Genomic DNA, 14,742 nt, shown 5'->3' with positions numbered 1-14,742 from the left:
ATCGCTTCCCTCGTAACCATCGTCTAATCCATCGCCGTCAGCATCAGAACCTGTGAAGGTCTGGTCAGGAATACCGTCAAAGTTAAAGTCGTTTCCTTCATTGTTATCCGGTACGGTATCGTTGTCACTATCCAAATCGATGTAATCAGGAGTGTCTTCCCCATCGTGGTTATTTGGTGTTAATCCGTCAGGGTATGCCGAATTCAAACCATCATTAGCCGCATATGTGGCTTCATCATCATCGTTAGGGGCGATATAGCCCTCCGTAGTTTGTGCCTCAACGTTATCTGGTATACCATCGTTATCAGAGTCGATATCCAAATGGTTCGGATATCCGTCTCCATCGGTATCTAATGGATCGGTCAGAGGGTCATCATCACCATCGAGGTTCGGGTCTTCAACCGTATCTAATATTCCATCGTTATCATCGTCTAGATCGGCGGTGTCAGGAACTCCATCGCCATCCGTATCAGTATCTGAATCATTGTCTAAGTAATCTGGCGTACCATCGCCATCGGTGTCATCGTTGGTCGGGTCGCCATCGCCATCTACATCTTCATCAACCGTATTGATTTCGTCACCGTCATCGTCAATATCTCTGTAGTTCACATCTTCGGTACCATCGGTATCAGGTAGATCGTTTGCAGGGTCATCAATCTCGTCATTGACGTCAAAACCATCATTGATATCGCTTCCCTCGTAACCATCGTCTAATCCATCGCCGTCAGCATCAGAACCCGTAAACATCTGGTCAGGAATACCGTCGAAGTTAAAATCGTTTCCTTCATTGTTATCAGGTACGGTATCGTTATCACTATCCAAATCGATGTAATCAGGAGTGTCTTCGCCATCGTGGTTATTTGGTGTTAATCCGTCAGGGTATGCCGAATTCAAACCATTATTAGCCGCATATGTGGCTTCATCGTCATCATTAGGGGCGATATAGCCCTCTGTAGTTTGTGCCTCAACGTTATCTGGTATACCATCGTTATCAGAGTCGATATCCAAATGGTTCGGATATCCGTCTCCATCAGTATCTAATGGATCGGTCAGAGGGTCATTATCACCATCGAGGTTCGGGTCTTCTACCGTATCTAATATTCCATCGTTATCATCGTCTAAATCAGCAGTGTCAGGAACTCCATCGCCATCGGTATCAGTACAATCTAAGGGTTGTAATCTTAATCGAATACCGTTGATAAGACGTTCAGAAGTTGTATAAAATTGAACTTGGGTAACTACATCTTGTGACTCCCATACGTATCTATTTGGTCCATTGATCACAGCCGTCGTGGTATTCTCCACAAAATAGTTGTTTCCTACATTGTCCGATACTAATCCAGTAGGTAAGGAAGAGTTGGTCAAGGCATAGGTTACATTATCTAAGGCGATAATACCATCTCTATGCAAAGCATCAACAGAAGGCGAATGTTCTACAACCGACATGACAGGCACTGTTCCTGAAAAGGAAAAAGTAATCGGAACGCCGTTATTCACCTCGAAAAGTCCACCAAAACTTTTGGTGCTTGCACCACTAACACTTACCAAAACACTTCCTGGAGGTAACCCCCATTTCGCACTGAGATCTACATCTATTGCCGATAGACTACCATCTAAAACATTATTTGGAAAGCCAAAATCTGACGCTAGTATTTCAACTAGGTCCAAGCTCGTACAATCATCATTTACGTACAAGGGTACTTCTTCGTCAACTCTACTCGATGAGGCATTGTTCGCCTTCAATACGGGAGTTGATAAAACTAGTGCAAGAACTATTGCAAATGTTTGGGAAAGTCTTGCAATTGATTTTAGCAAAACTTGGGTTGTAATAGGTTCCATAAGTGTCAGTAATTAAGGTTTACTAATCACCATGGCAATAAAGGTTTACAGGTAAGAATATTTGGGACAAAATTCGTACTATTCGTGCAAGGTATACCTAATATTTTAATCTTCAAATTCTTTTGAAAGCATATAGGATCAAATGTCTTTCAAACACAGAATAATTCGTTAAAACGCTAGATGCACTAATTTTTAACGCTTATTTAGATACGATAGTATTCTGTAAATAGATTTTTTCATTTTTGAAAACTCGGTGACCTTCTAATTTTATCGACCTACTGTAAAGGTGCCTTGCCATCTAAAGCGATCATCGAAAAAGTTATGAATTTCAATTTTCAAAACCCCAAACGATTTGTATTTGGGCAAACCAAACTAATTATTTAGCTTATTTTTGCACAAATTTTTTTGATGGATTTTCATACAGAAATAGCAAAACGAAGAACTTTTGGCATTATTTCCCATCCAGACGCGGGTAAAACCACCCTTACGGAAAAACTACTATTGTTCGGTGGTGCCATACAGGAGGCTGGTGCAGTTAAAAATAATAAGATAAAGAAGACTGCTACCAGTGACTTTATGGAAATTGAACGACAGCGTGGTATTTCTGTAGCCACTTCTGTTTTGGCTTTTATCTATAAGGATAAGAAAATCAACATCTTAGACACACCAGGACACAAAGATTTTGCTGAAGATACTTTTCGAACCCTAACCGCAGTAGATAGCGTAATCGTAGTAATTGATGTGGCCAAAGGTGTTGAGGAACAGACCGAAAAATTAGTGGAAGTATGTCGCATGCGAAACATTCCAATATTAGTGTTCATAAACAAACTAGATAGAGAAGGAAAAGACGCCTTTGATCTTTTAGATGAGTTAGAACAGAAGTTGGGTCTTGCCGTAACACCCTTAAGTTTTCCTATAGGGATGGGTTATGATTTCAAGGGAATTTATAATATTTATGAGAAGAACATCAACCTTTTTAGTGGCGACAGTAAAAAGAACATTGAGGAAACCATAGCTTTTGACACCCTTGAAAGCACTGATTTAGAAGATATTATAGGAGAATCTGCTGCTGAAACCCTTAGAAGTGATTTAGAGTTGGTAAGTGGGGTATACCCAGAGTTTGACAAGGAAGCTTACTTAAAAGGTGCACAGCATCCGGTATTTTTTGGTTCTGCTTTGAATAATTTTGGTGTGCGCGAGTTATTGGATTGTTTCGTTGAAATCGCTCCTTCACCCAGACCAAAAATGGCAGAGGAACGCTTAGTTGAAGCCAATGAAAAAGAGCTAACCGGATTTGTTTTTAAAATTCATGCCAATATGGATCCAAAGCACCGCGATCGCTTGGCCTTCATTAAAATAGTCTCAGGAACTTTTGAGCGCAACAAACCCTATTTACACGTTCGGCAGGGTAAAAAGCTAAAGTTTTCAAGTCCCAATGCATTTTTTGCAGAGAAAAAAGAGATTGTAGACATCTCTTATCCTGGAGATATAGTGGGCCTTCATGATACTGGAAACTTTAAAATTGGTGATACCCTAACCGAGGGAGAACAATTACACTATAAAGGCATACCTAGTTTCTCACCAGAGCATTTTAGATATATTAATAATGCCGATCCAATGAAGTCTAAGCAACTCTACAAAGGTATTGATCAATTAATGGATGAGGGTGTTGCACAGCTCTTTACACTTGAGCTAAACGGAAGAAAGGTAGTAGGCACGGTAGGCGCATTACAATTTGAAGTAATACAATATCGCTTGGAACATGAATATGGTGCAAAGTGCTCCTATGAAAACTTTCCAGTACACAAGGCTTGCTGGGTTGATCCCGATGATTCCAAAAACGATGAGTTCAAAGAGTTTCAAAGGGTTAAACAGAAGTTTTTGGCGAAAGACAAGCAAGGCCAGTTAGTGTTTTTGGCAGATTCTCAATTTTCCTTACAAATGACACAACAGAAATATCCTTCTGTAAAATTGCATTTTGTGTCAGAGTTTGATTAATAGATTATATAAAATTAAAAAGCCGTTTGATAATTCAAACGGCTTTTTAATTTTTAAGCTTCTCCCGTAGGACCAAAATTCAAAGGTATTGGAGGTTGCTCATAATCTTTAATAGTACCATGAGCTTTCTCAAATCTATTGACATTATCACTAAGGGCTTTCAAGAACTTCTTGGCATGTTGCGGTGTCAACACAATTCTACTCTTCACCTTTGCCTTGGGGGCTCCGGGCATCATGCTGATGAAATCTACAACGAATTCCGATACAGAATGATTGATAATGGCAAGATTTGAATAAATTCCTTCGGCCATTTTTTCATCTAGCTCTATATTGATTTGCTTCTGTTTTTGATCTTTTTCCGCCATACTACGTATTTAGAAAGAGTCAAGAACAAAGAACCAAGACTGATAAACAAAGTAAATTGAAACATCAGTCTTGGCTCTTACATCTTGCCTCTAAATTCTTATTTTAGAATTTTAAAGCTTCTTTGCGCGCCATGATTTCATCGTATTCTTCTTTCGAACCAACGATTATCGTATCATAGTCTCGCATACCTGTACCTGCTGGTATTTTATGACCAACGATTACATTCTCTTTTAAGCCTTCTAAGGTATCTACTTTACCGCTTACCGCAGCTTCGTTTAATACTTTGGTCGTCTCTTGGAAAGATGCCGCAGAGATAAAAGATTTGGTTTGTAGAGATGCTCTAGTAATACCCTGAAGTATTGGAGTTGCCGTAGCGGCTACTGCATCCTTAGCTACAACCAAACTCTTATCTGAACGTTTCAAGATAGAGTTTTCATCTCTCAACTCGCGCGCAGAAATAATCTGCCCAGGTTTCAAGTTTTCAGATTCTCCAGAGTCTTCAACCACTTTCTTACCAAAAATTTCATCATTCTCTCGAATGAAATCATCTTTGTGTACCAATTGATTCTCTAAGAAAATAGTGTCTCCTGGATCTTGAATTCGAACCTTACGCATCATCTGTCTCACGACAACTTCAAAGTGCTTGTCATTAATCTTTACACCTTGTAAACGATATACTTCCTGAACTTCGTTCACCAAATACTGTTGAACCGCTGATGGCCCTTTGATGGAAAGAATATCTTCTGGAGTAATCGAACCATCTGAAAGTGGCATCCCAGCACGAACATAGTCGTTTTCCTGAACCAATATTTGATTCGAAAGCTTAACCAAGTACTTTTTGATCTCACCAAGCTTTGATTCAATGATAATTTCGCGGTTACCTCTTTTGATCTTTCCAAAAGACACCACACCATCTATCTCAGAAACTACTGCTGGGTTTGATGGGTTACGCGCTTCGAATAACTCAGTAACTCGAGGAAGACCTCCTGTAATATCACCCGCTTTGGCCGATTTACGAGGTATTTTCACCAAGATTTTACCTTCTTTTATCTTATCACCATCGTCGACCATAATATGCGAGCCAACTGGTAGGTTATACGAACGCAAGGTTTCGCCTTTACTATCTTGAATCAAGAGTGTAGGAATTAATTTCTTGTTTCTAGATTCAGAGATCACTTTTTCTTGGAAACCAGTCTGTTCATCAATCTCTACTTGATAGGTCACCCCTTGATCAATGTTTTCGTAGGCAATTTTTCCAGGGAATTCTGAAACAATAACGCCATTGTAAGGATCCCAAGAACAAATTACATCTCCTTTAGAAACTTTTGCTCCATCTTTTATCGAAATCTGCGAGCCATAAGGAATATTGTTGGTACTTAAGGTAATACCAGTTTTCGCATCTACTATCTTCAATTCTGAAGTTCTAGAAATAACGATTTCAACTTTTTTACCATCACCGTCTTCTCCCTTAACAATTCTAAGATCTTCTATTTCAGCAATTCCATCGAATTTAGCTTCTAATTTATTCTCTTCAGAAATGTTACCTGCAATACCCCCAACGTGAAACGTACGCAATGTAAGTTGTGTACCAGGCTCTCCAATCGACTGGGCCGCAACTACCCCTACAGCTTCACCTCTTTGCACCATTTTATTGGTAGAAAGATTTCTTCCGTAGCACTTGGCACAAATACCTTTAGGTGCTTCGCAGGTAAGTGCTGAACGAACCTCAATCTTATCAATTGGTGATGCCTCGATTTTCTTCACATCTGACTCCATGACTTCCTGACCTGCAGAAAGCAACAGTTCTTCGTTTAGAGGATTGTATACATCGTGTAAAGAAACGCGCCCTAAAATGCGCTCTCCTAGCGTCTCAACAACCTCTTCATTCTTCTTCAAAGGTGATACTTCAACACCACGTAAGGTCTCACAGTCATCAATGTTGATAATAACGTCTTGTGAGACATCGACCAAACGACGTGTTAAATAACCTGCATCTGCCGTTTTCAATGCGGTATCTGCAAGTCCTTTACGCGCACCGTGGGTAGAAATGAAATATTCCAAAATCGAAAGCCCTTCCTTAAAGTTAGAAAGAATCGGGTTTTCGATAATTTCACCCCCGCCAGCTGTTGATTTCTTAGGCTTGGCCATCAATCCACGCATACCGGTTAACTGGCGAATTTGTTCTTTCGAACCCCTTGCACCAGAATCGAGCATCATATACACAGAGTTAAATCCTTGTTGATCTTCACGAATACGCTTCATGGCCAACTCGGTCAACATAGCGTTCGTAGAAGTCCAGACATCAATTACCTGATTGTAACGTTCATTGTTGGTAATAAGGCCCATATTGTAATTAGCCATAATTCCATCAACTTGTCCGTTAGCATCAGCAATCATCTCATGCTTTTCCTGAGGAATAATAATATCACCTAAGCTAAAGGAAAGACCCCCTTTGAAGGCGAAATCATATCCCATAGTCTTAATCTTATCTAAGAATTCAGCAGTAGTTGGCACATCGGTAACTGCCAATATTCCGCCGATTATATCTCGCAAAGACTTCTTGTTCAGTACATCGTTGATATATCCTGCGGCCTCTGGCACTTCCATATTAAACAATACCCTACCCACTGTTGTAGGTATGATCTGGTTAACTAGCTCTCCTTCTTCATTGAAATCTTTGGCTCTTACCTTAATACCTGCATTCAAATCTACCATGCCTTCATTGAACGCAATCTCTACTTCTTCCGCAGAATAGAATGTCAATCCCTCACCTTTAATAGGTACCTCTGGGGTAGATTTTCTTTCCTTGGTCATATAATATAGACCCAATACCATATCTTGAGAAGGTACGGTAATAGGAGAACCATTTGCGGGGTTCAATATATTATGTGATGCCAACATTAATAGTTGTGCCTCCAAAATAGCTTCTGGTCCTAATGGAAGGTGAACCGCCATTTGATCGCCATCAAAATCGGCATTAAACGCCGTACAAACCAAAGGATGTAAACGAATTGCCTTACCTTCTATAAGTTTTGGTTGGAAAGCTTGAATACCCAAACGGTGTAAGGTTGGGGCACGGTTGAGGAGTACAGGGTGCCCTTTCAACACGTTTTCAAGGATATCCCAGACAACAGGTTCCTTTTTATCAATTATTTTCTTTGCAGATTTTACGGTCTTTACAATACCTCTTTCGATCAATTTACGGATCACAAAGGGCTTATAGAGTTCTGCAGCCATATCTTTCGGAAGTCCACATTCGAATAACTTCAATTCAGGACCAACAACGATAACTGAACGGGCAGAATAATCTACACGCTTACCTAGTAAGTTTTGACGGAAACGACCTTGTTTCCCTTTCAATGAATCTGAAAGTGACTTTAAAGGACGGTTCGATTCCGTTTTAACTGCAGATGCTTTACGCGTATTATCGAATAATGAATCAACAGCTTCCTGAAGCATACGTTTCTCATTTCTAAGAATAACTTCGGGTGCTTTAATCTCAACTAGTCGCTTCAAACGGTTGTTCCGAATGATAACTCTTCTATACAAATCATTTAAATCGGAAGTAGCAAAACGACCACCATCTAAAGGTACTAAAGGACGTAATTCTGGTGGAATAACCGGAACTACCTTCATGATCATCCACTCTGGGTTATTCTCACGATTCTCCTGAGACTCGCGTAAGGCTTCAACTACTTGCAGACGTTTTAACGCTTCAGTTTTACGTTGCTTAGAAGTTTCCGTATTTGCTTTATGACGCAGACTAAATGACAGATCTTTAAGGTCAATTCTTGCCAAAAGATCAATCAAACATTCCGCACCCATCTTAGCGATAAACTTATTTGGGTCGCTATCATCCAAGTATTGATTTTCTTGAGGGATTTCCTCAATGATATTCAAATACTCTTCTTCCGTCAAGAAATCCATCTTATTGATTTCTTCGCCTTCAGGGCCTTTAGCAATACCTGGCTGAATTACTACATAACGTTCGTAGTAAATGATCATATCCAATTTCTTGGATGGAAGACCCAGCAAGTACCCTATTTTGTTTGGTAATGAACGGAAGTACCAGATGTGAGCAACGGGAACCACCAAGTTGATGTGCCCTACTCTATCTCTACGAACTTTCTTTTCAGTCACCTCTACACCACAACGGTCACAAACAATACCACGGTACCGGATACGCTTATACTTTCCACAAGCACATTCATAATCCTTAACAGGTCCAAAAATGCGTTCACAGAAAAGTCCGTCGCGTTCGGGCTTGTGCGTTCTGTAATTAATAGTTTCAGGTTTCAAAACCTCACCTCTTGACTCTGCCAAAATCGCTTCTGGAGATGCCAAACCAATTGAAATCTTATCAAACCTTTTTTGCGGTGTATTATCGTTTATTCTTGCCATAATTCTATGGTGATAATTTTAATGTGTTATTCTAAATAGTATTCAAAACCCGTTTTACCTACTCTTCCAATCTGATATCCAAGCCTAAACCTTTAAGCTCATGCATCAATACGTTGAAAGATTCTGGTAGACCAGGTTCTGGCATGGTCTCACCTTTGACAATCGATTCATAGGTCTTCGCCCTACCAATTACGTCATCAGATTTTACGGTTAATATCTCTCGTAGCGTTGCAGACGCACCGTATGCTTCAAGCGCCCAAACTTCCATTTCTCCAAAACGTTGACCACCAAATTGGGCTTTACCACCTAATGGTTGCTGTGTGATTAGAGAATATGGTCCTATTGAACGAGCGTGCATTTTATCGTCGACCATGTGACCTAGTTTCAACATATAAATCACACCTACTGTAGCAGGTTGATCAAAACGTTGACCTGTTCCTCCGTCATAAAGGTACGTATGTCCAAATCTTGGTATTCCGGCTTCGTCAGTATACGTGTTGATTTCTTCTAAGGTAGCACCATCAAAAATAGGTGTACCGAATTTCTTACCCAACTTCAAACCAGCCCAACCAAGAACCGTTTCATAAATCTGACCAATATTCATACGAGATGGTACACCTAGTGGATTCAATACGATATCGACTGGGGTTCCATCTTCGAGGAAGGGCATATCTTCTTGACGTACAATTCGAGAAACAATACCTTTGTTTCCGTGACGCCCTGCCATCTTATCACCAACTTTCAGCTTACGCTTTTTAGCTACATATACCTTGGCCAATTTCATAATTCCTGCAGGCAATTCATCACCAACTGAAATCGTAAATTTATCTCTTCTCAAGTTACCTTGAAGATCATTCAATTTGATCTTGTAGTTATGTAACAAATCAGCAACAGAAGCATTGGTCGCTTTATCTGTTGTCCAACTTCCACCTACCAAGTGAGCAAAATCATCAACAGCATTCAACATCTTCATGGTGTACTTCTTGCCTTTTGGAAGCACTTCTTCTCCCAAATCATTCAAGACACCTTGTGATGTTTTGCCATTAATTAAAGTGAACAATTTCTCGACTAGAATGTCTTTTAACTGCTCAAACTTCACTTCGTATTCTAGCTCAAGTGTTGTAATCGCTTCCTTGTCTTCAGAACGTTTGCGCTTGTCTTTAATAGAACGCGAGAACAATTTCTTTTCGATAACTACACCCCTCAAAGAAGGAGAAGCCTTTAACGAAGCGTCTTTTACATCACCTGCTTTATCTCCAAAAATGGCACGAAGTAATTTTTCTTCAGGAGTTGGGTCAGATTCGCCTTTCGGGGTAATCTTACCTATCAAGATATCTCCAGGTTTTACTTCTGCACCTATACGGATCATTCCGTTTTCGTCTAGGTCTTTTGTAGCCTCTTCAGAAACATTTGGAATATCGTGCGTCAATTCCTCTGCACCCAATTTGGTATCTCGAACTTCTAATGAATATTCGTCAACGTGGATTGAAGTAAAAATATCCTCACGAACAACCTTTTCCGATATTACAATCGCATCTTCAAAATTGTATCCTTTCCAAGGCATGAAAGCAACCGTAAGGTTTCTACCTAACGCTAACTCACCCTTTTCAGTAGCATAACCTTCACAAAGTACTTGACCTTTTTTAACCTTATCACCTTTTTTAACGATAGGTTTTAAGTTGATACTAGTACCTTGGTTAGTTTTTCTAAACTTGACCAGTTTGTACGATTTAGAATCTTCATCAAAGCTCACCAGTTTCTGAGCATCGGTTCTCTTGTACTTTACTGTGATTTTTTGAGCATCAACATATTCGATTACTCCATCACCTTCCGCATTAATCAATACACGAGAATCAGAAGCCACTTGACGTTCTAATCCGGTACCAACAATCGGTGATTGTGGTTTTAATAATGGTACGGCTTGACGCATCATGTTTGATCCCATCAAAGCACGGTTCGCATCATCGTGTTCTAGGAACGGAATCAAGGATGCAGAAATCGATGCAATCTGATTTGGTGCAACATCTGTGTAATTAATTTCCTTAGGTTCAACCACCGGAAAATCACCCTCTTCACGAGCAATCACCTTATCACTACTAATTTCACCATTGTCTTTTAAAGGAATATTCGCCTGAGCGATTTTCATTCCTTCCTCTTCTTCAGCACTTAGGTAAACATACTCCTTCGTATCAACTTTGGATTTGTCTACTTTTCTATACGGAGTTTCCAAGAAGCCCATTGGGTTCACCTTGGCAAAAACTGCCAAAGAAGAAATCAGGCCAATATTCGGACCTTCCGGTGTTTCAATCGGACAAAGTCTTCCGTAGTGCGTATAGTGAACATCACGAACTTCGAAACCAGCTCTTTCTCTTGAAAGTCCTCCTGGTCCTAAAGCCGACAATCTTCTCTTATGTGTAATCTCTGCCAATGGATTTGTTTGATCCATAAATTGAGATAATTGATTTGTTCCGAAGAATGAATTAATAACCGAAGATAAGGTCTTGGCATTAATCAAATCAATTGGTGTAAACACCTCATTATCACGAACATTCATACGCTCACGAATGGTTCTTGCCATACGAGCCAAACCAACTCCAAACTGAGATGACAACTGCTCACCAACGGTACGTACACGGCGATTTGAAAGGTGATCAATATCATCGATCTCTGCTTTCGAATTGATCAACTCAATCAAGTATTTAATTATAGTAATGATATCTTCTTTGGTCAAGACTTGCTTGTCCATTCCAATATCCAACTGTAATTTTTTGTTCATTCGGTAACGACCAACTTCACCTAGATTGTAACGTTGATCGGAAAAGAATAATTTATCAATAATACCACGTGCAGTTTCCTCATCGGGCGGTTCTGCATTACGAAGTTGACGGTAGATGTGTTCAACGGCCTCTTTTTCAGAATTCGTTGGATCTTTTTGTAAGGTGTTATGAATAATAGCATAGTCAGACTGTGCATTATTTTCTTTGTGAAGAAGTATGGTCTTCACATCAGCTTCCATAATTTCGGTAATGTGCTCCTTCTCTAAAATGGTATCACGATCTAAAACGATCTCGTTTCTCTCAATAGATACTACTTCACCCGTATCTTCATCAACGAAATCTTCATGCCATGTATTCAACACTCTTGCCGCTAACTTGCGACCCAATACTTTTTTCAAACCTGCATTTGAAACTTTCACTTCTTCCGAAAGATCAAAGATTTCCAAAATATCCTTATCACGCTCAAAACCGATAGCTCTGAACAAGGTAGTTACAGGTAATTTTTTCTTTCTATCAATATAGGCGTACATCACACCATTGATATCAGTAGCAAATTCAATCCAAGAACCTTTAAAAGGAATAACTCTTGCAGAATAGAGCTTAGTTCCATTTGCATGGAATGATTGTCCGAAGAAAACCCCAGGTGAACGGTGTAGTTGTGATACCACAACACGCTCCGCACCATTTATTACGAAAGTACCAGATGGGGTCATATAAGGAATGGTTCCTAAATAGACATCTTGAACGATGGTTTCAAAATCCTCATGCTCAGGATCTGTACAGTACAGTTTCAATCTAGCTTTAAGTGGAACACTGTAGGTCAAACCACGCTCAATACATTCTTGAATCGAGTATCTTGGTGGGTCGATAAAGTAATCCAAAAACTCTAAAACGAACTGGTTTCTGGTATCGGTAATTGGAAAGTTTTCCATGAAGGTATTGTACAATCCTTCATTGCCCCTTTCATCGGATTTAGTTTCAAGTTGGAAAAAGTCTTGAAATGATTTAATCTGGATGTCCAAGAAATCCGGGTATTCCGGTGTGTTCTTAGCGGATGCAAAATTAATTCTTTCAGTAGTGTTTGTGAACATCTATGGACAGTATTATGATAGTGAATACTAAAACTTTTGGGTTGTATATGACTTTATATACTTCGCTAAGTGTATAAAATGGGTTTAGGTCTGACCTCGCAGAAGCGTGGAAAGACCTAAACCAAAAGTGCTATATGTTGTTGCTCTTATTTAAGCTCAACTTCCGCTCCTGCTTCTTCTAAAGATTTTTTGATTCCTTCAGCTTCGTCTTTAGCAACGCCTTCCTTAACGGCTTTCGGCGCACTGTCAACGATGTCTTTAGCATCTTTCAAACCTAAACCGGTCAATTCTTTAACCAACTTAACAACAGCTAATTTTGAACCACCGGCAGCGGTCAATATTACGTCGAATTCTGATTTTTCTTCGGCGGCTTCACCACCACCAGCGGCAGCACCACCAGCGGCAACAGCAACTGCAGCAGCTGCAGGCTCTATACCATACTCATCTTTTAATATATCAGCTAATTCATTAACCTCTTTTACGGTCAAGTTAACCAACTGTTCTGCGAAATCTTTTAAATCTGCCATTTTTACTATCGTTTAATAAATTTTTAAAATATAATTGTTTTTAGTGCGTACTATTCTTTTTCTGATAATGTTTTTAGAATTCCTGAAAGTTTACTTCCTCCAGATTTAAGTCCTGAAATAACATTCTTAGCAGGAGATTGTAACAACGTAATAATCTCGCCAATCATTTCTTCCTTAGACTTGATACTAACTAAAGTATCTAAATTCTCATCACCAATATAAACTGCTTCTTCAACAAAGGCTCCTTTTAGAAGGGGCTTATCAGCCTTCTTTCTAAAAGTCTTAATTAATTTAGCAGGAGCATTACCAACTTCGGCGAACATTAACGAAGTATTTCCTTTTAATACTTCAGGAAGTTCACCAAACTCTTTATCAGAAGCCTCCATTGCTTTTGCAAGCAAGGTATTTTTAACTACAGACAACTTCACATTTGCCTTGTAACAAGCTCTTCTTAAATCAGAAGTGTTCATAGCATCTAGGCCTGAGATGTCAGCCAAATAAATGGTAGAATTCTCTGCCAATTGCGCAGTCAAATCTTCTATAACCGTTGCTTTTTCTTCTCTTGTCATATTTATAACTTTTAACTACGGTTAATTAAATTGTCTTTGGATCTAGTTGAACGCTAGGACTCATAGTACTTGACATGAAAACACTCTTCATGTAAACACCTTTTGCCGAGGTAGGTTTCAATTTATTCAAAGTCTCCAGCAATTCTCTTGCGTTGCCGGCAATTTTATCTGCCGAGAAAGACGCTTTACCTATTGCTGTATGAACAATACCTGTTTTATCTACTTTGAAATCAATCTTACCTGATTTAACATCAGATACTGCCTTTGCTACATCCATAGTAACCGTTCCAGTTTTTGGATTAGGCATTAAACCTCTTGGTCCTAAAACACGACCTAAAGGCCCTAATTTACCCATAACGCTTGGCATGGTGATGATCACATCAACATCGGTCCAACCGCCTTTAATTTTATCCAAATATTCTTGTAGCCCAACAAAATCGGCACCAGCTTCTGTAGCCTCTGCCTCTTTATCTGGGGTTACCAAAGCCAAAACTTTTACATCTTTACCCGTTCCGTGTGGAAGCGTAACTACTCCACGGACCATTTGATTGGCTTTTCTTGGATCTACTCCCAAGCGAACCGCCAAATCAACAGACGCATCAAATTTTGTATTGGTTATCTCTTTTATCAAAGCCGAAGCTTCATCTACAGAATAGAGCTTATCCTTCTCTATCTTAGCCAGAGCTTCTTTTTGATTCTTAGTTAACTTTGCCATTTAAATTGCTTTATAAGATTTTAAAAAGGTCGTTTTCCAGCTACCTTCATACCCATTGAACGCGCTGTACCGGCAACCATACTCATAGCAGATTCTACAGTAAACGCATTAAGGTCTACCATTTTATCTTCGGCTATAGTTTTAATCTGATCCCAGGATACACTTCCTAGTTTCACTCGGTTAGGTTCGCCAGATCCTTTTTTAATCTTAGCTGCTTCCATCAATTGAACTGCCGCTGGCGGTGTTTTTACGACAAAGTCGAAAGACTTGTCTTTATAGACGGTAATAACAACTGGTAAAACTTTACCTGGTTTGTCCTGCGTACGAGCATTGAACTGCTTACAGAACTCCATGATGTTAACACCGGCAGCACCTAAGGCGGGTCCAACCGGTGGCGATGGATTCGCTGCACCTCCCCTAACTTGTAGTTTAACTACTTTACCTACTTCTTTTGCCATT

At 39.6% G+C, this 14,742-nt stretch carries 8 protein-coding genes and 1 pseudogene; 1 reads left to right on the top strand and 8 read right to left on the bottom strand.

From position 1 onward, the window contains the following. Nucleotides 1–1,839: pseudogene (locus ABJN95_RS05485) on the bottom strand (hypothetical protein); the annotation flags it as partial. Between the two features lie 408 nt (nt 1,840–2,247). On the opposite strand from ABJN95_RS05485, the gene ABJN95_RS05480 reads away from it, so the two are divergent. Beyond that, a complete protein-coding gene (locus ABJN95_RS05480) occupies nt 2,248–3,837 on the top strand; it encodes a peptide chain release factor 3 (protein ID WP_348369064.1) in 1,590 nt (529 codons plus the stop codon). A gap of 53 nt (nt 3,838–3,890) precedes the next feature. Here the strand turns inward: ABJN95_RS05480 and ABJN95_RS05475 are convergent, their stop codons facing one another. From ABJN95_RS05475 to rplK, 7 genes are all read right to left on the bottom strand, one after another. Beyond that, the gene (locus ABJN95_RS05475) at nt 3,891–4,202 is read right to left on the bottom strand and encodes a DUF3467 domain-containing protein (protein ID WP_348369062.1); all 312 of its coding nucleotides are present in this window, start codon (nt 4,200–4,202) and stop codon (nt 3,891–3,893) included. 103 nt (nt 4,203–4,305) lie between these two features. Then, entirely contained in the window at nt 4,306–8,604 is a 4,299-nt protein-coding gene (rpoC, locus tag ABJN95_RS05470) for a DNA-directed RNA polymerase subunit beta' (RefSeq protein ID WP_348369060.1), read from the bottom strand. A 58-nt stretch (nt 8,605–8,662) separates the two neighbouring features. Further along, nucleotides 8,663–12,472 (bottom strand): DNA-directed RNA polymerase subunit beta, encoded by a 3,810-nt coding sequence (gene rpoB, locus ABJN95_RS05465; protein WP_348369058.1) that lies wholly within the window; start codon nt 12,470–12,472, stop codon nt 8,663–8,665. A gap of 146 nt (nt 12,473–12,618) precedes the next feature. Continuing rightward, nucleotides 12,619–12,999 carry a 50S ribosomal protein L7/L12 gene (gene rplL, locus ABJN95_RS05460; RefSeq protein WP_348369057.1) on the bottom strand — a complete coding sequence of 127 codons (381 nt, stop codon included), beginning with the start codon at nt 12,997–12,999 and terminating at the stop codon, nt 12,619–12,621. A gap of 50 nt (nt 13,000–13,049) precedes the next feature. Next, entirely contained in the window at nt 13,050–13,568 is a 519-nt protein-coding gene (gene rplJ / locus ABJN95_RS05455) for a 50S ribosomal protein L10 (RefSeq protein WP_348369055.1), read from the bottom strand. A gap of 25 nt (nt 13,569–13,593) precedes the next feature. Beyond that, on the bottom strand, nt 13,594–14,283 hold the full coding sequence (rplA, locus tag ABJN95_RS05450; RefSeq protein WP_348369053.1) for a 50S ribosomal protein L1: 690 nt from the start codon (nt 14,281–14,283) through the stop codon (nt 13,594–13,596). 20 nt (nt 14,284–14,303) lie between these two features. Next, nucleotides 14,304–14,741, bottom strand: coding sequence for a 50S ribosomal protein L11 (gene rplK, locus ABJN95_RS05445; RefSeq protein ID WP_138658909.1), 438 nt, complete (start codon nt 14,739–14,741; stop codon nt 14,304–14,306). Nucleotide 14,742: the final 1 nt, after the last annotated feature.

This window comes from Maribacter sp., assembly GCF_039974175.1.
In the GTDB taxonomy this organism is placed as follows: domain Bacteria; phylum Bacteroidota; class Bacteroidia; order Flavobacteriales; family Flavobacteriaceae; genus Maribacter_C.
Note: the sequence above shows the minus strand (reverse complement) of the source record. Positions and strands in the feature narration are given on the sequence as shown.